Source organism: Lysinibacter cavernae, from assembly GCF_011758565.1.
Taxonomy (GTDB): domain Bacteria; phylum Actinomycetota; class Actinomycetes; order Actinomycetales; family Microbacteriaceae; genus Lysinibacter; species Lysinibacter cavernae.
In genome coordinates this window covers 950421-971368 of sequence record NZ_JAAMOX010000001.1, presented here as the reverse complement: position 1 = coordinate 971368, position 20948 = coordinate 950421, and the positions used below count along the sequence as shown (strand labels likewise).

Here is a 20948-nt window from a genome sequence, read left to right as displayed (position 1 = left end):
TCCACAAACACGCCCGCCAGGACGCGAGTGAACTTCCAGCCTGACGGGGTACAATTGGCACTCAGGGCTGACGAGTGCCAAAACGTGTGCTCGATTTCAACGTTGGAGGTGTCATGGTTTCAGAACGCGGCTTAGATGTGTTGCGCGCCATCGTGACCGACTACGTTGAATCCCGCGAGCCGGTTGGCTCCAAATCAATTGTCGATCGACACTCGTTTGGGGTGTCTGCTGCCACAATCCGCAACGACATGGCTCAGCTCGAGGATGAAGAACTCATCGTCGCTCCGCACACGTCTTCTGGGCGCATCCCAACAGACAAGGGCTATCGGGTCTTTGTCGATAAGCTTGCCGATCGCAGGCCATTGAGTGTTGCCCAGAAACAGGCCATCGAGAGCTTCATGGCCCAATCCGCAGACCTCGATGACGTGCTATCGCGCACGGTTCGCCTGCTCTCGCACCTCACCAACCAGGTTGCGGTTGTGCAGTATCCGTCGCTCGCCAAGAATCGCGTCCGGCACCTTGAACTGGTGGCGTTGAGCCCCGGTCGAGTGCTTTCTGTGCTCATCGCTGACAACGGCGTTGTTGAGCAGCGAAGCATTGACCTGCGGTTTGAGCACGGCGCACCCTCACACGCAGAAGCCGCCCCAATCTCAGAAGTAGCGCTCCACGACTTACGCGATCGTGTACTCACCGCGGTTGGTCGGCTCGATCTTGCCGCCGCCGCCGAGCAGGTGCGAGTGATGCTTGCCGAGACGCTTGCTGGGTCGTCGTCGGATGCCGCCACCGGCATCCCGAGCCTTGACGCCCAACTGCTCGCGGTCATCGCAGAGCAGATTTCGGCCAACCGCAGCGATCGCATCGTGATGGCCGGCACTGCAAACCTGGTGCGCACCGAAAACGACTTCAGCCGAAACCTGCCTCCGCTGCTCGACGCGATTGAAGAGCAGGTGGTGCTGCTCAAACTGTTTGGCGAGCTTGAGCTCGACCAGACCGGAATGGGCATCAGCATTGGCCGAGAGAACGAGGCATTCGGGCTCGAAGAGACGTCTGTGCTGTCTACCGGCTACGAATCATCCGCACAGTCGATTTCACGCCTTGCCGTGCTTGGGCCGACACGAATGGACTATTCCGGAAATATTGCGGCCGTCCGCGCCGTTGCACGATATTTGAGCCGGATGTTTGGCGAAGACTGACCCACACACTTTTCGCGCGGCGGCAAACCGGCCGGCAGCGCGAGTAACGAATTGACGACAGACCGATAAGAGAAGGAGACGCCCTCGGTGGCTGACCACTACGACGTTCTGGGTGTGTCGCGCGAAGCGACCCCCGAAGAAATTAAGAAGGCCTATCGCCGTCTGGCCCGTGAGCTTCACCCCGATGTGAACCCGAGCCCGGAGGCCTCAGAAAAGTTCAAAGACGTCACCCACGCCTATGACGTGCTGAGTGACCCGCAGCAGCGCCAGCAATACGACATGGGCGGCCAGGGCGGTGGCCAGAACTTTGGCGGCTTTGGCGACATCTTCGAAACGTTCTTTGGCGGCGGATTTAACGGCAACCAGGGGCCAGCCGAACGGGCACAACGTGGACAGGATGCCCTCATCCGCGTCGATGTTGAGCTTGACGATATCGTGTTTGGTACCAGCCGCGATGTCACGATCGACACGGCCGTGACGTGCGCCACCTGTCATGGCTCGTGCTGCCAGCCAGGAACCTCGCCAGTGACATGTACCGTCTGTGGCGGTCGCGGCGTTGTGCAGCGCCAGGTGCGTTCGCTGTTTGGCAACGTCGTGACGAACCAGGCCTGCAACGCGTGTCAGGGATTCGGAACCGTCATCGAAACACCGTGCGCGGACTGTAGCGGAAACGGTCGCACCCGCGCCCAGCGCACGATCACGATCGAGATTCCCTCTGGCATCGATTCTGGTGCCCGCATGCAGCTGCGTGGCGGTGGAGAAGCCGGCCCGGCCGGCGGGCCAAACGGCGATCTCTTCATCGAATTCAAGATCGCCCACCATGAAGTCTTTAGCCGCGACGGCGAAGACCTGCTCTGCACCCTTGAGGTCGCGATGACCGACGCCATCCTCGGAACGACCACAACCATCCGCAGCCTTGACGGAGACGTGCCGGTCGAGATCAAGCCTGGCACCCAAAGTGCCGACGTGATCACGATCAAGGACCGCGGAATCACCAAGCTGCGCAGCAACTCACGCGGTGACCTCAAGATCGCCGTTCAGGTGCTCACCCCATCGCGCCTGAGTAACAAAGAGAAAGAACTCGTCAAGCAGCTTGCCGAGTCATCGAAGCCGCCGGCACCAGAGCTTGGGCACTTCCAGCAGGGCATGTTTAGCAAACTCCGCGACCGCTTTTTTAAGGGATAGGCGCACAGCCCCATGAGTAACCTGTACCTCGACGAATCGCTGAGCGCCAACGACCTCGCGGTGGGGGCATCCGTTGCCCTCACTGGCGACGAGGCAAGGCACGCCGCAACCGTGAGTCGGCTTCGTTCCGGCGAGAGCGTATTGCTCGGCAACGGTTCGGGTGTGCAGGCCACCTGTGAGGTGACGGGGGTTGAGAATAAACGTGTCGATCTCACGGTTGTGAGCGTTGCGCAGCACCCCCTTGAGGAATTCCGGTTGGTGCTCGTGCAGGCGCTTGCCAAAGGTGACCGCGACGAGCGAGCGGTGCAGGCGGCCGTCGAGGTTGGCGTGGACGCCGTGCTCCCGTGGCAAGCTGAGCGATCCGTTTCGCGTTGGTCAGGCGACAAAATCGAAAAGGGAGTTGTCCGCTGGCAGAAGGTGGTCCGCGAGGCCACCAAGCAGTCGCTTCGCGCGTGGACGCCAGATGTTCTGCCGCCCGAATCCACCGCGAGTCTGCTCACGCATACCGGTCACGATCGGGTGCTCATCCTTGAACCGACGGCCAAGAAACGACTCTCTGATCTCACCCGTGCCGAGATCGAGCCCGTTGACCCGCGCGGGAGCGTGCTGGTGCTTGTTGGGCCTGAGGGCGGCGTGAGCGAGAAAGAACTTTCGGTGCTGACGGAGGCTGGCGCACTTCCGGTTCGCCTCGGCGAAAGCGTGCTGCGGACCTCAACCGCAGGCCCCGTTGCGCTCGCGCTCATCAACGTAGCGCTGGGTCGCTGGTAACGTCAGAGGCCGTCACGTTTTGCAGCGTGCCATCGAGTGCCCTCATATCGACCCAAAACCGCGATGTTGGGTCGATATGAGGGCACTCGACCAGCGTGTTGGCGCGTTTGGTCTGCCGTGAGTTGTTCGACCAGGGCGCGGGAGTGGGAACGGGAGCGTTAGCCTCCAGCGAGGCGTTCACCCAGCAGGCGGGTCGCCGTTTCTGTGTCGCTGAACGACACCAAGTCGTCGCCAACAACCATCGCGCTTTCGTGGCCCTTGCCAGCGATGAGTACGATATCGCCAGCTTCGGCCCGTGAGATGCCCTCCGCTATGGCAAGGCCGCGGTCGCGCTGTTCGAGCACATCGCCTGGGCGTTCAAAGCCGGGTCGGATGTCGTCAAGGATGAGGTCTCCATCCTCATGATGGACGTCATCGTCGGTCACAATCACCACGTCGGAGAGTGCCTCGGCGATGCGGGCCATCTCTGGGCGCTTGCCACGGTCGCGGTCGCCGGTGCAGCCGAAGATCGTGATGATGCGACCGTGCGAATGCTCGCGAAGGGCCGTGAGCGACTGCTCAAGGGCGTCGGGCGTGTGGGCATAGTCGACAATAACCAGGGGGAGTGACGGATCGGGCTGGATGCGGTTCATCCTGCCAAACACCGGTTTGAGCGCCGAAAGCGTCTCAACAATCACGGCCGGATCAATGCCCTGGGCGAACAGCACTCCAGCACAGGCGAGCAGGTTGTCGATGTTAAAACGCCCGATGAGTCCGGACACAAATGGGTACGTGAGGCCATCAATTTCGAGGGTGCATTCGATGCCGTCGGGCGTCAGGCGCACGTCGTTTGTGCGGATGGTGGCATCGGCGTGTCCGTGTGAACTGACCCCAATGCGGCGAAGCACGGAGGCAACGCCGGTGAAATAGTTTCGACCGTAGGGATCATCCAGGTTGATGACCGCCGTCGAGACACCGTCGAGGGTGAAGATTTTTGCCTTCTCGGCGGCGTAGCGCTCCATCGTGAGGTGATAGTCGAGATGATCGCGCGTGAGGTTGGTGAACACGGCGATATCGAAGTGTGCGCCGGCAACCCGGCCCTGTTCAAGCGCGTGGGAACTCACCTCGATGGCAACGGCATCCACTCCCTGCGTCTTGAATGACGCGAGCAGTTCATGCACCTGCGTGACCGGGGGAGTTGTGAGGCCCGTCTGCACATCGATTGCGCCATATGGCCCTGCGCCGAGTGTCCCGATGCTGGCAGAAGGCACGTCGAGGGCATTCCACGCTTGGCTGATGAGTTGCACGACCGATGTCTTACCGTTGGTGCCGGTGACCCCAACCATGGTGAGGTCTTCTGAAGGATGCCCGTAAAAGTCATCGGCAATACGTCCGAGTTGCGCGCGGAGGTCGCGGATGGCGTAGGCCGTCTCAGGGAGTTCGTTGCCCGAGCCGCTCGCCGCAAAGAGCGCCGGATCGTAGAGCGCGGCCGATGCTCCCTGGTTCATGGCGTGGTCGATGAAGGCGCTGCCATCGGCACCGGTGCTGCCAAGGGCCACAAAAATATCGCCCGGCTGCACATTTCGACTGTTCTGCACGAGGCGGAAGCCAAGAATCTGAGTGCCGGCGAGGCGGGGATCGTAGTCTCCGAGAGAGAGGTTTCTGTCGGGTTCTGATCTCATAGGTGCAACCTCATGCGTCTACTCTATTTGAGTCTTGGGATGCCTGGCCGACGATCCGTGACCGTGTCCCCAAAACCTGCATCTGTTTGTGACTTTCTGCGCAAAAAGCACGAGAAAGCAGCAGAAAGTCAGAAATAGATGCAGGTGATTCTCGGTAGACTAGGCGTATGTCTGCAGAACCAACCATTTTTGGCAAGATCGTTTCCGGTGAGATTCCCGTCGAGGTGCTTGCCGAGACCGAGCGTGTCTTGGCGTTTCCCGACATCGCGCCTCAGGCGCCCATCCACATCCTGATCATCCCAAAAGAGACGCAGTACCGCGACGTCACCGAACTCGCAGCCGGCGACCCAGAGCTGCTCGCCGAGATGGTGGCTGTAGCTAAGCAACTCGCTACTGACAAAGCAAACGGCGATTACCGCCTCGTGTTTAACAATGGCGCAACGGCTGGCCAGACCGTCTTCCACGTGCACGCCCACTTGCTGTCCGGCGGGCTTGAGGAGCAGTCACTCATTGCCAAGTAACCAGGCAGCAAGTAGCTCGTCCGCTGATCGCCAGGGGGCTGGCATCCCCGCGGTTCAGGGCGCGCCAGCGGCAACAGAGACCATTCAGCTTGACGGTGTTGATTTGCGTTCGTTCCTCGGGCCAAATGACAACCTGCTCAAAGAACTTGAGCGAAGCTACCCTCGCGTTGGCGTCCACGTGCGTGGGCATGTGCTCACGCTGACCGGCCCAACACTGCTGGTTGCCGCGGCAACCAAAGTTGTGCGCGACCTACTCGCCCTTGTCCACGGAGGAGCCCAAATGACCCAGTCCGATGTGCAGCAGAGCAGCAAGCTGGTGAATGAGGGTTCCGAGCGCAGTGCCGCCGAGACGCTCAACGAGGTGATCCTGAGCGTTCGCGGCAAAGTGATTCGTCCGAAGACCCCTGGCCAGCGCGACTATGTTGACGCCATCGACAATTACACGATCGTCTTTGGTATCGGGCCGGCTGGAACGGGAAAGACCTACCTGGCTATGGCCAAGGCGGTGCAGGCGCTGCAACGCCAAGAGGTGAGCAAAATCATCCTCACCCGCCCAGCAGTTGAGGCCGGCGAGAGCCTCGGCTACCTGCCTGGCACGCTCGAAGACAAAATTGACCCCTACCTGCGCCCGCTCTTCGATGCGCTGAGCGAAATGATGGACCCTGAGACCGTTCCGCGCCTGATCGAGAGCGGCACCATCGAGGTTGCCCCGCTTGCATACATGCGCGGGCGCACGCTCAACGACTCCTTCGTTGTGCTCGACGAGGCCCAGAACACCACGCCGGAGCAGATGAAAATGTTCCTCACGAGGCTCGGATTTGGTTCGCGCATGGTGGTTACCGGAGACATCACGCAGGTAGATCTGCCCGCCGCAGCGAGTGGCCTCCGTCTCGTGACCAAGGTGCTCGACGACGTTGAGGACATCCACTTTGCCAAGCTCACGAGTGAGGATGTTGTGCGCCACACGCTTGTTGGCCGCATTATCGACGCCTACACCTCGTACGACGAAGAACAACAGGCCCGTGCCTACATCGATAACACCGCAACACCCGCAAGGAACCAGTCATGAGCATTGAGGTCAACAACGAATCGGCGATCGACATCGACGAGGCCGTGCTGCAGCGCATGGCCGCGTACACCCTCGATGCGATGAAGGTGCATCCCGATGCCGAGCTAGCCGTCGTGCTCGTTGACGAGGCAGCCATGGAACAGCTTCACGTGCAGTGGATGGATGAGCCAGGCCCCACCGACGTGCTGAGCTTCCCAATGGATGAGCTTCGCCCAGGAACCGTGGATGCGGTGACGCCGGCAGGCCTGCTCGGCGACGTCGTGATCTGCCCACAGGTGGCGCAGGCTCAGGCCGAGGCATCCGGTCACGCGACTATCGATGAGATCAAGCTTTTGCTGACGCACGGTATCCTCCACTTGCTCGGATTTGACCATGCTGAGCCCGCGGACGAGAAAGAAATGTTTGGGTTGCAGCGCGACATCCTGCTCAGCTTCTCAACAACGGAACGCGGCGGTGGTTCGATGGCTGGCGTGGCTCCAGAGCCAACGACCGGAGACCCCGTACCCACTCGGTCGTCAGGAAAGCACGGCGGCTCAGCGTCAGCTACCGATTCATCGGCAACGGATGCGGGTGACGCACCCGAATGAGTGTCGGCATCGTTGTTGCCTTCCTAGCCCTCGCGCTGGTTCTCATCGCGGTGGGTGGCCTGCTTGCGGCCTCCGATTCGGCAATCAATTCGCTGTCTCGCGCCGAGATCGAGGACCTGGCCGAGCATCACCCACGCACCGAGAAATCGATCAGAGCGATAGCCGCTGACCCCAGCGCGCACGTCAACGCGATCAACTTTGTGCGTGTCATCGCCGAGACAACGTCGGCGGTGCTCGTGACCATCACGCTCTCGTTTACGATCGACGAACTCTGGCTTGCGCTCATCGTTTCGGCGCTTGTGATGACTGCCGTGTCGTTTGTGCTTGTTGGCTCGAGCCCACGAAGCGTTGGGCGCCACCATTCCGAGGGCATCCTCTCCTTCGCTGCACCCCTTATTCGCGCAATCCGATTGGTCATGGGACCGTTTGCCAACGCCCTCGTGCGCTTGGGCGATCGTGTGACTCCCGGACGCCCGCGGTCTGCTGCCATCAGCAACGAACAGCAATTGCTGAGCATGGTCGATCAGGCGGCGGAGCAAGACCTGCTTGAAGACGACGACCGAGAACTCATCCACTCGATTTTTGAGTTCAACGAGACGTTTGCGCGCGAGGTTATGGTTCCCCGTACCGACATGATTACCGTTGATTCCACCGCAACGCTCGCCGAGGCTATGGAAATTCTGATGCAGTCGCGCCATTCGCGGCTGCCCGTTGTGAACGACGACGTGGACAACATTGAGGGCATCCTCTACCTGAGGGACGTGACGAAGGCGCTATTTAGGCACCCAGAAACGTTCACAACCACGCCCGTGACGCAGCTCATGAAGCCCGCGGTGTTTGTGCCAGAATCGCAGAAAACCGACGCGCTGCTCAAGCAAATGCAGGTTGAGAATAATCACCTCGCAATGGTTGTCGACGAATACGGCGGAATCGCCGGCCTTGTCACGCTTGAGGACCTGCTTGAGGAGCTTGTTGGCGAGATTATGGATGAGCACGACCGCATCGACGCGCCAATCGAGGACCTCGGTGGCGGGCTGTACCGGGTGAGCGCTCGCCTTCCCGTTGACGAACTTGGCGAACTCTTTGGTATCGAACTTGACGACGACGAGGTCGACTCTGTCGGCGGTTTGTTTGCCAAGGTGCACGGCCGACTTCCGCTCATGGGCGACGAGGTGCAGGTCAGCGGCCTCATCCTTGTGGCCGAGCGCACCGAGGGCCGCGGCAAGATGCTCTCCACCATCATCGCGCGGGCTGACGACAACCTCGCGGCCGCGCAAGACGCATTTGACGAACCAACAGAACAGGGCAACTCATGACCGACAGCAGCAATTCAACGGGTGGCGACGAGCCAATCTTCGACGGTCAGGATGCCGGGGGCGCGGCGCAGGCAACGCCAGTGACCCACGAGCCTGCTTCAGCCGAATCTGCGGCGGCCGAGCAGCCCCAAAAGAAACGTAAACCCCGCGGCGGAACACCAGCGCCAGAATACCGCGCCGGCTTTGTCTCCTTCATCGGGCGCCCCAACGTTGGAAAATCAACGCTCACAAACGCCCTCGTGAAAGAAAAAATCGCCATCACAAGCGATAAGCCACAAACGACCCGCAAGGCTATTCGTGGCATCGTGCACCGCACCGACGGGCAGATTATCGTAGTTGATACGCCAGGCATCCACCGCCCACGGACCCTGCTTGGCGAGCGGCTCAACGCGCTCGTGAAGAGCACGCTCGGCGATGTTGACGTCATCGGATTCTGCGTGCCTGCCAACGAGAAGATCGGGCCGGGGGACCGCTTCATCAACGAGCAGCTCGACCTGTTTCCTCGGGCAAAGAAGGTCGCCATCCTGACCAAAATGGATGTCTCCAAGCCGAACGACGCCATCGAGCAGCTCGCCGAGCTGGGGGAGATGCGCGAGTGGGATGCGATCATCCCGCTGTCTGCGTACACCGGCGACCAGATCAACATCCTGTCGGACGAACTCGTGAAGCTCATGCCCGTTTCGCAGCAGCTCTACCCGGATGAGGCCGTCACCGACGAGGTCAAGGATGACCGCATCGCCGAGTACATTCGCGAGGCCGCCCTCGATGGCGTGCGAGACGAGCTGCCTCACTCGATTGCGGTGATGGTCGAAGACACCATCGAGCGCGACGACAAGGACATGGTCGAGATTTACGCAACGATCTACGTGGAGCGCGACAGTCAGAAGGCAATCATCATCGGCCACAAGGGTTCGCGCCTGCGCGATGTTGGCAAGGTATCGCGCGCCCAGATCGAGCCGCTCGTTGGCAAGAAGGTGTTTCTCTCGCTGCACGTGAAGGTCGCGAAGGACTGGCAGAAAGACCCGCGGATGCTGGGGCGCTTGGGTTTCTAGGGTCTGGCTTCTAGGGTCTCGCTTCTAGCCTTCTGTGAACAAAACCATTTCGCTTGGCCCTTGAACGTTCGGCCCCTCGGTTGTTCTTTCCGGGCTGTCTCCGCACAGATTGGTCGCAGATCCACCCAACGCGATGCGCTTGGGTGGATCTGCGACCAATCTGCCCAGCTGGCGATCGTTCCCTGCAGCGCCGTGTTTGAAGAAAAGTGGTTGTTTGGTCGTCAAACAGTCGTGAGCGGTGGTAACCTTGGACCGTGGGTTACAGCATGCTCCTTCTTAGCTGCCGCGACGAGTCCTAGTTATCGGGCCTCCCTCGTCGCGGAGTTTGTCGTTGGCTCAGCATCTTTTGTACGCAATCTTTGTACGTAGCTGATAAGAAGGACTAAGACCATGGAAAACACCCAAAAATCTTCTGGAATGCCAATCCACAAGTACCGCCCGTTTCATGAGCAGATCACGGTAGACCTGCCTGACCGCACGTGGCCCTCGAAGCGCATCACCGAGGCACCCCGCTGGTGTGCGGTTGACCTGCGCGACGGCAACCAGGCGCTCATCGACCCGATGACCCCAGATCGCAAGCGCATCATGTTCGACCTGCTCGTACAGATGGGCTACAAAGAGATCGAGGTTGGCTTCCCGAGTGCGAGCCAGACCGACTTCGACTTCGTCCGCAGCCTCATCGAAGAGAACGCGATTCCTGACGACGTCACCATCCAGGTCCTGACTCAGGCGCGCGAGCACCTCATTAAGCGCACCTATGAATCGATTATTGGCGCCAAGCGCGCGATCGTTCACCTCTACAACTCCACGAGTGTGCTGCAGCGCGATGTTGTGTTCCGCACCGATGTTGAGGGCGTCAAGAAGATTGCCGTCGAGGGCGCCAAAATGTGTGTGGCCTCCGAGGCCATCGCCGACGGAACCGAGATTTACTACGAATACTCACCAGAGAGCTACACGGGTACCGAGCTCGAGGTTGCGGTTGAGATCTGCAACGCAGTGCTCGAGGTATTTGAACCGACTCCAGAGCGCAAGGTCATCCTGAACCTGCCTTCGACTGTCGAAATGGCAACGCCAAACGTCTACGCCGACTCAATCGAGTGGATGGGCCGCCACATCAACCACCGCGAGAATGTCATTATCTCGTTGCACCCGCACAACGACCGCGGCACGGGCGTTGCTGCCGCAGAGTTGGGCTACATGGCCGGCGCCGACCGCATCGAGGGATGCCTGTTTGGCAACGGTGAGCGCACCGGAAACGTTGACCTGGTCGCCCTTGGCCTCAACTTGTTCACTCAGGGCATCGACCCTCAGATCGACTTCAGCAACCTCGACGAGATCCGCAGCAAGGCCGAATACTGCACGCAGCTCCGGGTGCCAGAGCGCAGCCCGTGGGCCGGCGACCTGGTCTACACCGCATTCAGCGGCTCGCACCAGGATGCGATCAAGAAGGGCTTCGAGCGCATGGCCGCAGATGCCGAAGCCGCTGGTGTGACGGTTGACGACATCGAATGGGCTGTTCCGTACCTGCCTATCGACCCGCGCGACGTTGGCCGCAGCTACGAGGCGGTCATCCGCGTCAACTCTCAGTCTGGCAAGGGCGGCGTCGCTTACCTGCTCAAGACCGACCACTCGCTTGACTTGCCGCGTCGCCTGCAGGTGGAGTTCAGCTCGGTTGTTCAGGGCAAGACCGACACGGAGGGCGGCGAGTTCACGAGTGACCAGATTTGGTCGGTGTTCCAGGACGAATACCTGCCCGCGCCCATCGAGCAGTCGCATGCCAAGTGGGGCCGCTATGAGATCACGCGCACGTCGAGTTCGAGCGAGCCAAACGGCGCTACGTCGCTGAGCGTCGCGCTTCGGGTCAACGACGAGGCTGTCACGATCGAGTCGAGTGGAAACGGTCCGGTGGATGCCTTCATCGCCGGCATGCGCGAGCAGGGCCATGACATCACGCTCTACGACTACGTTGAGCATGCCATGAGCGAGGGCGGCGACGCCGTTGCTGCAGCCTACGTAGACCTGAGTGTCGACGGTCACCGCCTGTGGGGTGTCGGCATTGACCCGGACATCACCACGGCAACCCTCAAAGCAATTGTTAGCTCGATCAACCGCTCAATCCGAGTCAACGAGCAGAACTTGGTAGGCGCGAGCGCGTAATCCGCCTCCATTGCTACCGCAACGGGCGGGCATCCACCAGAAGGGGATGCCCGCCCGTTTTGTGTTGTCACCTGTGCTGAAGGCTCGGGCACAGTTCTTGGCCCCCATCGAGACCCAATCGAGGTCGCAATTAATGCTGTCTTTTTGCGTAAACACAGCATTAATTGCGACCTCGATTGGGTTCGTGGCTTGGGCTCGGAATTCGGAGCAGTAAGTATGAGGGCGTGAGCTACTTGCGAAGCTTGTAGGTGAGCGCCATGGCGATGAAAAGCCCCAATTCGTCTCGGGGGAGTTCATCGCTCGTTGGCAGGACGATCGCACGGCTCTTGGAGTAAGTCAGGTCTGGAAATGCGATGCGAGCGGTCTCGATGAGTGTCGTCTGGCAATTCACCAGCACGGCTACATGGCCCTCGTCAAACTGGTCAATGCGCACGGTTGTGCCGGACTTGCTCTGCTCGGTCAGGTAGCTCGGCTGGCCCCATTTGAGCGTTTCGGTGAGTGGGCCCACGCCCTCGGTTGCCGCGGCCACTTCGATGATAAGTGCGCGCAGTTCGAGCAGAGGCTCTCGAATCCCGACAGGATAGGACGTGAAGACCTGTTCGACGACGCTGTCCGGGTTCGCGTTCATGGGTAACCTTTTTCTGGGTAGCGCATCGTATGAGCAGCTTGCCTCATGCGATGGCTGGCATATGCAGGGAATAGGCAGAAAGGCCTTCTGTAATCCAGTGTATTCCGCAGCCGTCGGTTCGTCGGCAGCCCGCCTATCCACGGTAGGGATTGCAACAACGCCGTTCAGCCCGGTTTGAGGGGGCAAAAGACTGTGCGTTGGAACCTGCGAGCACGTCGGGTCTCTTGCGCTTTGATAGCTCTGGCTACGACCTCGCTGACTCAGGCAGCCCTATTCTTGCCCCGGCACTATGGAGACGGCTGACGAATCCCGTGACGGTGGCCAGTTGTTGAGGCTCTAGATATCGCTGATCATTGAAAAAATCGAAAGTACCCCAAGCGCAATGCCCCAATACTGCAGCGGAATGAAAAACAGCGTATGCCTGTTTGAAAGCGCGCTGAGCCAGGCCGCTTGCTCTTCTTCAAAGAGCGTATCTGCCATGACGCGGGCTTCCTGATGGGTCTGGGGAAGCGGGTGACCTGGGCCTCGTGAGAACGTGCCATTGGCAACGTATTCAGCGAGCTCAGCCTCGCGCGCTGTGGAGAGCGCTGCAAACTTACGTTTTGGCATGTTTCGGTTGAGCGCAACACCGGTGAACCACGTGGCTACGCCAGCCAGCAGGAGCCCAAAGCCAAACACAAATGGCAACTCCCCGCCAGGGTTGAACGCGTCGATCAGCAACCGTTCCGTCACAAAGGCAGCGGCCGCGTAGATAACAGCAAGGATGCCCCATCCGCGCCAAATAATCATGTCGTTTTCCTGTTCTTTTGGCGCTCTATCGTGTTGTTGGCGGGCAGCGGGCTGGCATGGGTCATGCCGCGAGCCTCCGGTGCGCCGGCATTTACTCGAGAGGGTGGTGGTGTCTTCGCGTTTCACGCAGGTTTGCACGCTCGCGGCCCCGGTGTTTGCGGCGCCAAGCAATGCCACAGCAATAATACATTTTTCAAGGGTTGCGTCAAAACTGGTTTCAGCGACGAAGGTTGAGGTGCGCGTTGTTCCGGCGCCGGCGAAAACCCGACGACGCAGGCATCGGTGGTTGTGTCGCCTACGATTGGGGCCTTGGCGTGCTTCCCGTTGGTGGTTGCCCGTCCTTGCGCTGCCGGATGACTTTGATGCTTGAGGTTGGTGGACGGGCGGCCGAGGGGCGCACAACGGGGATGCTGGTTGTTGGGGTTCGGCCATCCAGCCCGGACGCGCCGTGCCCTTGACTGCCGTGGCCCGCTGGCGTGTCGAGGATGCGGCGACGGCGCAGCGACATTGGGCGCGAGCTGCCGGTGGTGACCCTGGCATCCTCTGCGGCTTCGCGGCGTTTGCGCCGGATGCGGCTGAGCGCGCGCTGTTCAGGGAGGCTCCAGCCGTAGCGCACAGCCAGCAGGCGGATGACAAACGTGACCACGACGCAGACGCCTGCGGCGACCGTTACCTGCACGCCGAGGACGAGGCACAGTACGAGGACGCCTGAGCCGGCGATGGCCGCGACGGCGTAGAGCGAACCAACATGCATGAGTGCGATGGGCATGCTGAGGAGGAGGTCGCGCAGCATTGAGCCGCCAACGGCTGAGACGCATCCGATGAGGATGGAGGGCACAATGGGCAGCCCAAGCGAGAGTGATTTTGTGGTTCCGATGGCGGCAAACAGCCCAATCGTGAGGGCGTCGAGGACGGTAATAACGGGGTCGAGTTTGGTGACCACGCGCTGCAGGAGCATGCCAGCAAGGGCGGCCAGCGTCGCCGTGATGAGGTACGGATTGCTCTGGAACGCAATGGGGCTGACGCCGAGCAGGATGTCGCGGAGGAGGCCTCCGCCGAGCCCAGTCGCGATGCCAATAATGGCGACGCCGAGCAGGTCGATGCGCTTAAATCCGGCCGCGAACATTGCACCTTGGAGGCTGCCGATTCCGACGGCAAGGAGGTCGCCCCAGAGGGGGATTGAGAAGCTGGTGTTAAGCACACACCATTCTCTCGTACAACTGGCGTGAGGTGGGGGAGTCGTGCGCAAGAAGTCTCAACCGGAGTCCGAGGAGGATGCAGCCGCTGCATAATGTAAGAAATGTAAGCGCTTGCTTAAACTGCGACCTCCCGATAGCGTGACAGTAACTGTTGTTATACAAAGGAGTTTTCTGTGTCGACGAAGCCACCCCTTTCGCCTTGGAATACCGGATTTGCGCTTGCAGCCACAGCCGCACTGATTGTCGGCACGCTTCCACTCACGACCGCGCAACAGGCAACCGCCGCACCAACGGCCGTCACCCTCGTCGGAACATTCCAGACGGAAATCGGCTGCACGAGCGACTGGCAAACCGAATGCACCAATGGGGATTTGACCCCCGTCTCGGGTGGCACCTGGGCGAGCGAACTTACGCTGCCCGCGGGGGACTACGAGTTCAAAACCGTCATCGGTCACTCCTTTGCTGAATCCTACGGAATCGACGGAGCCGAGGGCGGAGAAAACATCCCCCTGAGCCTCGCAGGGCAGAGCAGCCTGCGTTTCACCTACGACGAGAACAGCCACCGGATGAGCGTGACGCCCCTCGACCTGCCTGGTGAGTACTCATCAGCTGACGACGCGATCGTTGGTGATCCCGTGCGCCAGTCGGGAACCGACGAGCAGTTTTACTTTGTCATGACCGACCGTTTTGCCAACGGAGACGCGGCAAACGATCAGGGTGGTCTCTCAGGAGACGCGAATCAGACCGGCTTTGACCCAACGCATAAGGGCTACTTCCACGGTGGCGATCTTGCCGGCCTGCAGCAGAAACTTGACTACATTGAGGGACTCGGTACGACCGCGATCTGGCTGACCCCATCCTTCGTCAATAAGCCGGTGCAAGGAACCGGCGACCAGGCATCCGCCGGCTACCACGGCTACTGGATTACCGACTTCACCCAGATTGATCCGCACCTTGGCTCTAACGCCGAGATGCAGGCGCTCATCGCCGCGGCCCACGCCAAAGGCATGAAGGTGTACTTCGACATCATCACAAACCACACGGCAGACGTGATCCAGTTCCGCGAGGGGCCCGTCAATCACGACGACCCCGTGAACGCCTACATCACCGAGGCAGAGAGCCCGTACAAGGATCCCGCTGGTAATCCGTTCAACCTGCACGAGGCGGCGGTCTCTGCAAGTCAGGGAAACCCATTTCCATCCCTGAGCCCCACGCTGTCGTTCCCCAAAACGCCGTTTATTGCCCCTGAGGATGCCAATGCCAAGACCCCGGCCTGGCTCAACGACGTAACCAACTATCACAATCGAGGCAACGCGCATTTTGACGGTGGGGAGTCAGATACCCAGGGCGACTTCTCTGGACTCGACGACCTCATGACCGAAAAACCAGAAGTCGTTGATGGCTTTGTTGACGTTTACAAAGCCTGGATTGACCTCGGTATCGACGGCTTCCGCATCGACACGGTGAAGCACGTCAACTCAGAGTTTTGGCAGCAGTGGTCGCCCGCGATCATGGACTACGCGCAGAGTGTCGGCCGCGACGAGTTTTATATGTTTGGCGAGGTATACGACGGGAATCCGAAAACACTGTCGTCATACGTCACCGAGGCAAAGCTCCCCGGTGTGCTCGACTTTGGCTTCCAGGGCGCAGCAACCAATTATGCAAAGGGCGGTTCGGCTGCAGGTATGAGTCAGCTGTTTGCCGGAGACGACTACTACACGACGGCATCCACCTCGGCCCATGCCGAACCAACATTCCTCGGCAATCACGACATGGGTCGCATCGGGATGTTTGTGTCCGATCAGAGCCAGCCGCTTGAGCGCGACGAGTTTGCCCACAGCCTCATGTACCTCACGAGGGGCCAGCCGGTCATCTACTACGGTGACGAGCAGGGGTTCACGGGAACAGGGGGAGACCAGGATGCCCGCCAAGACATGTTCGCAACCCAGGTTGCGTCCTACGCCGACCAGCAGACCCTGACTGGGGCAAACGGTGGGGCTGAACACTTTGACCAGGGCAACCAGCTCTACACGCATATCGCCGAGTTGGCCCAGCTGCGCGCGAACAACGGTGCCCTGAGCCACGGTGCGCAGATCGAGCGATACGTCGATAACGGTGCTGGCGTGTATGCCTTTTCGCGTGTTGATCGCGACGAGAAGGTTGAACACCTTGTTGCTGTTAACAACTCAGCCGCTGCGAGAACGGTGACTATTCCTGCGTTGACGCCCTCGGCTCGCCTGAATCCGCTCTATGGAACGGATGCTGCGCCAACAACCGGCGCCGACGGTACCGTGAGTGTGACGGTTCCCGCGTTTGGGGCCGTGGTCTTTGCGGCGGACACACCGTTGCCGTCTGCAGTGGTTGATTCGACGGACGTGATGGTTCCTCAGCCGGGAGCGAAGCTCGCCGACCGAGCAGAAGTAACCGCAGCTGCCTCGACGGCAGCTGCCGCTGGTGCCTATTCGGAGACCTCATTTGCCTACCGCCTCGCCGGCACCGCCGATTGGGTGCCGCTTGGCACTGACGACGATGGCAAGCCTCGGGTGTTCCACAGCACGGCTGGCCTCAAGCCCGGTGCGCTGGTTGAATATCGCGCGGTGACGGTTGACCTTTCCGGTCACGCGACCGCCGCTTCCAGCTACGGCTTTGTTGGTGTGAACCTGAGCGAGATCCCAACCGATGAGTCGGTGCTCGTCACGATTCCCGGCTCGCTCAACGAGGCAATGGGCTGCGGAGGCAACTGGCAGCCAGACTGTGCAAAGGCCGCGCTCGTGCGAGACCCGCTCACCGGCATCTACTCCGGCACCTTCGATCTCCCCGTCGGCAGCTATGAGTACAAGGTCGCCGTTGGTGGAAGCTGGTCAGAGAATTACGGGGCAAAGGGCATCCGTGATGGAGCAAACCTTGAGTTCTCCTGGACCGGGGGACCCGTCACCTTCGTGTACAACCCAGAGACCCACTACGTCACGTCGACCGCCCAGCCGCCCATAGTGGTGCTCGCCGGTAGTTTCCAATCACAGCTTGGTTGCGTTGACAGTTCCAACGCCCCTGCTGATTGGCAACCTGGCTGTCTTGGGGCCTGGATGACCGACGTAAACGGCACGGGAACCTACACGTTCAGCACGGGCTCGCTTGCCGCTGGTTCTTACGAGGTAAAGGTTGTTCACGGCCTCAGCTGGGACGAAAACTATGGAGCCGACGGCGTTCGCGGCGGAAGCAACATCCAGTTCACGGTTGAGGAAGGCAAACAGGCCAACTTCACCTACACAATTGCGGACCACCGTTTGCAGGTGACGTCGACGGATATTCCCGTACTCGGCACCGAGCAATCGCGGGCATACTGGGTCGACCAGAACACGCTCGCATTCCCGGCCGGCGACGTTCCGAAGGGGCTGAGCCTTGGGAATGCGGCGTTTACCCTTGGCTCGTCGGCCACCGCGCAGGTGGTTGTGAGCAACGGTCAGCTGACCGGCGGAGTGCTCACCACGCTTCGGTACGCAGGCCAACTGAGCGCCGATCAGGTACAGCGATTCCCCGCGCTGCAGGGCTACCTCGCCCTCAAGCTTGACGATGTGAATCGAGAGGAGGCCGCGGCGCTACTCAGCGGGCAGTTGGTTGTCAGCCTTGGGGACAAGACCAAACAGGGGCCAGCTGCTCTCGCCGTCGCGACGGGCGTGCAGACCGCAGGTGTGCTTGAAGACCTCTATGCAGAGGCCGCTACCGATCTCACCTTTGGCACGACCTTTTCAGGGAACACTCCATCATTCCGACTCTGGGCACCCACCGCCCAGCAGGTCACGTTGCTGACCTGGGAGAACGAGGCAGCAACGGGTGAACCGATGCGCACAGCGATGACAAGGGACGAGGCATCCGGCAGCTGGGCGGTCACCGGAACCGAAGCGATGAACAACCAGCCGTACCGTTACGAGCTTTCGGTATATGAGCCAATCAAAGCGCCGAAGGAACAACCGGCTCCCGAGGGCCACTGGGGTGCGTCCGGATCAACCGGAGCCGTCAACACGATTGAAGTGACGGACCCGGCATCCACAGGCCTCACTATCAACTCGACTCACTCGGTTGCGGTTGACCTTGCGGATGCCTCGTTCAAGCCGCAGCTCTGGACAGACACCCAAGCGCCCACGGTCGAGAAGGCTGTCGAACAGTCCATTTACGAGCTGCACGTTCGGGATTTCTCGCTGAGCGACGCGACCGTTCCAGAAGAGCACCGCGGCAGCTACCTCGCGTTTACCGATGCCGATTCCGATGGGATGCAGCACCTGCGTTCGCTTGCGGATGCCGGGCTCACCACCGTTCACCTGCTGCCAACCTTTGACATCGCCTCGATTGAGGAGGATCGCAGCCAGCAATCCGTTCCTCAGTGCGATTTGGCAGCGCTCACGCAGGCGGCTGGCGGATCATCCTCATCCGAGCAACAGGCGTGCATCGCCGAGATCGCGGCGACGGACGGCTTCAACTGGGGCTACGACCCACTGCACTTCGATGCGCCTGAGGGCTCGTATGCGGTGGATGCCTACGGCGGCAACCGAGTCGCTGAGTTCCGATCCATGGTTGGCGGGCTGCACGATGCCGGCCTCCAGGTGGTGCTTGACCAGGTCTTCAACCACACCGCAGCAGCTGGGCCAGACCCACAATCGATCTTTGATCGTGTTGTGCCCGGCTACTACCAGCGCCTTGACAGTACCGGCAAGGTGGAGAACTCAACCTGTTGCGAAAACGTGGCAACCGAGCACGCCATGGCAGGGAAAGTCATGGTCGATTCGGTGGTCACCTGGGCGCGTGACTACCACGTTGACGGGTTCCGCTTTGATCTCATGGGTCACCACAGCACGCAGAACATGGCCGACCTTCGGGCTGCGCTTGACGAGCTCACGCTTGAGCGCGATGGCGTTGATGGTTCCTCCATTTACCTCTACGGTGAAGGCTGGAATTTCGGAGAGGTTGCCAATAATCGGCTATTTACGCAGGCGAGCCAGGGCAATCTTGGTGGCACCGGCATAGGAACCTTCTCCGACCGCCTTCGTGACGGCGTACGCGGCGGCGGCACCTTTGGCCAAGGACTCATGACGGGGCAGCAGGATGCTGGTGCACAGCTCTCCGCGATGAACCTCATCCAGCTTGGGATGGCAGGCAACCTCGCCGACTATTCATTCACCTCGGCAACCAACGGTCAACCTATTCTTGGCAAAAACGTGCTCTACAACGGGTCGCCTGGAGCCGGGTACGCGCAGTCGCCAGAAGAAGTCATTTCGTATGTTGACGCGCACGATAATGAAACGCTCTTCGACGCGCTTACCGAGAAACTCCCGACCGATACTCCCATGAGCGACAAGGTACGTCTGAACACGCTCGCGCTGGCGAGCACCGCGCTCGGGCAATCGCCCTTGCTGTGGCACGCTGGAACCGACATGCTTCGGTCCAAGTCACTTGATAAAGACTCCTATAACTCGGGAGACTGGTTCAACGAGATCGACTGGACCGGGCAAGACAACGGTTTTGGCAGGGGCCTTCCGCCAGCCAACCGCAACGAGCAGATTTGGGCGCAGCAGGCTCCGCTGCTTGCGAATCCGGAGCTGAAACCCTCGGCTGAGGACATCGCCGCCGCCGCAAGTGCGAGCGCCGACCTGCTGCGGCTGCGCTACTCAACGCCGCTCTTCACCCTTGGCGACGCGGGGCAGATCCAACAGAAGGTGACCTTCCCTCAGCTCGGAGGGGCTGCGGTTCCTGGCGTCATCGCGATGTGGGTCGACGACACTGTTGGCGCTGACGCTGACCCGATGCGGGACGGCGTGCTCGTGCTGATGAACACAACTGCCGCGGCCCAGTCACATGTGGTTGACGGGTTGGCAGGGCAGAATCTGAGCCTGTCAAGCATCCAATCGCGCGGAGACGATGCAACGGTCAAGCAGACCGAGTGGGATGCTGGGTCCGGCTCGATTACGGTGCCCGCCTACACGGTTGCCGTGCTCGACGCGCTGGCCGAAGAGGTGCCAGTTATTGCCCCAAATGCGCCGGTCCTCAACCCGAGTGACGGAACACATCTGGGCGGAACGGCGGATCGCAACACCACGATCACGGTTTACGAGGCGGAGACGATGCGGGTCCTCGGGAGCGCAACCACAACCGCAACGGGAACGTTTGACGTGGCATTTGAGCCGGCTCTTGCCAGCGGGACCGAGGTCTTGGTGACCGCGAAGAATGAGATCGGTACTGAGTCTGTTGCCGTTCCGCTCCGGATTGGACTCGCCAGACTCGTGGTGACGGGAGAACAAACACACGACGCAACCGTTCGGCAGGGTGAACAGCTGAGCGTGAGCGGCATCGGATTCCAGCCGGGTGAAGACATTGTTGTTGAGCTGCACTCTGACGTTGTGACGCTCGGCACGGCTCAGGCGGATGGCGAGGGCGCGTTTGTGCTCATAGCCAGCATCGCCACCAGTCAGGAGCTTGGTGCGCACACCGTGTTTGCCCGTGGCGCCGAGAGCGGGGAAATTACCGCAGCCGTTGAGGTACTTGCGGCAGAAGAGAGCAACGGCGGTCATAACGGAGGTGGCAACTCTGGCGGCTCCGGCAACGGCGGCCTGCCCGGCTCCAACGGTTCCGGCTCTCATGGTTCAGGCACAGCAAGTAACGGCGGGGCCACCGGACTCGCCGTCACCGGAGCATCCTCTCCGGGAGGCCAAGCCCTCATCAGCTGGCTCGCAACCGCGCTGTTGCTGGCCGGTGTTGGGCTAGCAGTGCGGCGTAGGCGTTCGAGCATCCGATAGCCGCGAACCGACCTGACGCAATCGGCCATCCACGAGGC

General features: G+C 60.6%; 13 protein-coding genes and 1 pseudogene. 10 read left to right on the top strand and 4 right to left on the bottom strand.

The features are described 5' to 3' along the window. The first annotated feature begins 113 nt into the window (after positions 1–113). The 3 genes from hrcA (at position 114) to FHX76_RS04350 (ending at position 3146) form a co-directional block, all read left to right on the top strand. Positions 114–1193 carry a heat-inducible transcriptional repressor HrcA gene (gene hrcA, locus FHX76_RS04360; RefSeq protein WP_167148272.1) on the top strand — a complete coding sequence of 360 codons (1080 nt, stop codon included), beginning with the start codon at positions 114–116 and terminating at the stop codon, positions 1191–1193. 87 nt (positions 1194–1280) lie between these two features. Then, positions 1281–2378, top strand: coding sequence for a molecular chaperone DnaJ (dnaJ, locus tag FHX76_RS04355; RefSeq protein ID WP_167148270.1), 1098 nt, complete (start codon positions 1281–1283; stop codon positions 2376–2378). 12 nt (positions 2379–2390) lie between these two features. Then, the gene (locus FHX76_RS04350) at positions 2391–3146 is read left to right on the top strand and encodes a 16S rRNA (uracil(1498)-N(3))-methyltransferase (RefSeq protein ID WP_167148268.1); all 756 of its coding nucleotides are present in this window, start codon (positions 2391–2393) and stop codon (positions 3144–3146) included. 158 nt (positions 3147–3304) lie between these two features. On the opposite strand, the gene FHX76_RS04345 is transcribed toward FHX76_RS04350, so the two are convergent. After that, positions 3305–4807: a UDP-N-acetylmuramoyl-L-alanyl-D-glutamate--2,6-diaminopimelate ligase gene (locus FHX76_RS04345; protein WP_167148266.1), complete on the bottom strand. Its 1503-nt coding sequence runs from the start codon at positions 4805–4807 to the stop codon at positions 3305–3307. A gap of 167 nt (positions 4808–4974) precedes the next feature. Here FHX76_RS04345 and FHX76_RS04340 point away from each other — a divergent pair, with 167 nt between their 5' ends. The 6 genes and pseudogenes from FHX76_RS04340 to leuA all read left to right on the top strand — a co-directional run bounded on the left by FHX76_RS04340 (position 4975) and on the right by leuA (position 11509). Further along, positions 4975–5328, top strand: coding sequence for a histidine triad nucleotide-binding protein (locus FHX76_RS04340; protein WP_167148264.1), 354 nt, complete (start codon positions 4975–4977; stop codon positions 5326–5328). Continuing rightward, positions 5318–6397 (top strand): PhoH family protein, encoded by a 1080-nt coding sequence (locus FHX76_RS04335; RefSeq protein ID WP_386762550.1) that lies wholly within the window; start codon positions 5318–5320, stop codon positions 6395–6397. The genes FHX76_RS04340 and FHX76_RS04335 overlap by 11 nt, the downstream gene beginning before the upstream one ends. Beyond that, a pseudogene (gene ybeY, locus FHX76_RS04330) lies at positions 6394–6849 on the top strand (rRNA maturation RNase YbeY); the annotation flags it as partial. The gene FHX76_RS04335 and the pseudogene ybeY, both read left to right, overlap by 4 nt. Before the next feature lie 131 nt (positions 6850–6980). After that, complete coding sequence (locus FHX76_RS04325) at positions 6981–8300, top strand: hemolysin family protein (RefSeq protein WP_167148258.1); 1320 nt, start codon at positions 6981–6983, stop codon at positions 8298–8300. Further along, positions 8297–9352 (top strand): GTPase Era, encoded by a 1056-nt coding sequence (gene era / locus FHX76_RS04320; protein WP_167148256.1) that lies wholly within the window; start codon positions 8297–8299, stop codon positions 9350–9352. The genes FHX76_RS04325 and era overlap by 4 nt, the downstream gene beginning before the upstream one ends. Before the next feature lie 390 nt (positions 9353–9742). Continuing rightward, complete coding sequence (gene leuA / locus FHX76_RS04315) at positions 9743–11509, top strand: 2-isopropylmalate synthase (protein WP_167148254.1); 1767 nt, start codon at positions 9743–9745, stop codon at positions 11507–11509. 229 nt (positions 11510–11738) lie between these two features. Here the strand turns inward: leuA and FHX76_RS04310 are convergent, their stop codons facing one another. From FHX76_RS04310 to FHX76_RS04300, 3 genes are all read right to left on the bottom strand, one after another. After that, on the bottom strand, positions 11739–12137 hold the full coding sequence (locus FHX76_RS04310; protein WP_167148252.1) for a DUF1801 domain-containing protein: 399 nt from the start codon (positions 12135–12137) through the stop codon (positions 11739–11741). A gap of 336 nt (positions 12138–12473) precedes the next feature. Continuing rightward, the gene (locus FHX76_RS04305; protein WP_167148250.1) at positions 12474–12926 is read right to left on the bottom strand and encodes a hypothetical protein; all 453 of its coding nucleotides are present in this window, start codon (positions 12924–12926) and stop codon (positions 12474–12476) included. A 295-nt stretch (positions 12927–13221) separates the two neighbouring features. Next, positions 13222–14127, bottom strand: a complete 906-nt coding sequence (locus tag FHX76_RS04300; protein WP_167148248.1) for a TRIC cation channel family protein — start codon at positions 14125–14127, stop codon at positions 13222–13224. Positions 14128–14298: 171 nt separating this feature from the next. On the opposite strand from FHX76_RS04300, the gene pulA reads away from it, so the two are divergent. Continuing rightward, a complete protein-coding gene (pulA, locus tag FHX76_RS04295) occupies positions 14299–20910 on the top strand; it encodes a pullulanase-type alpha-1,6-glucosidase (RefSeq protein WP_167148246.1) in 6612 nt (2203 codons plus the stop codon). Positions 20911–20948 lie beyond the last annotated feature (38 nt).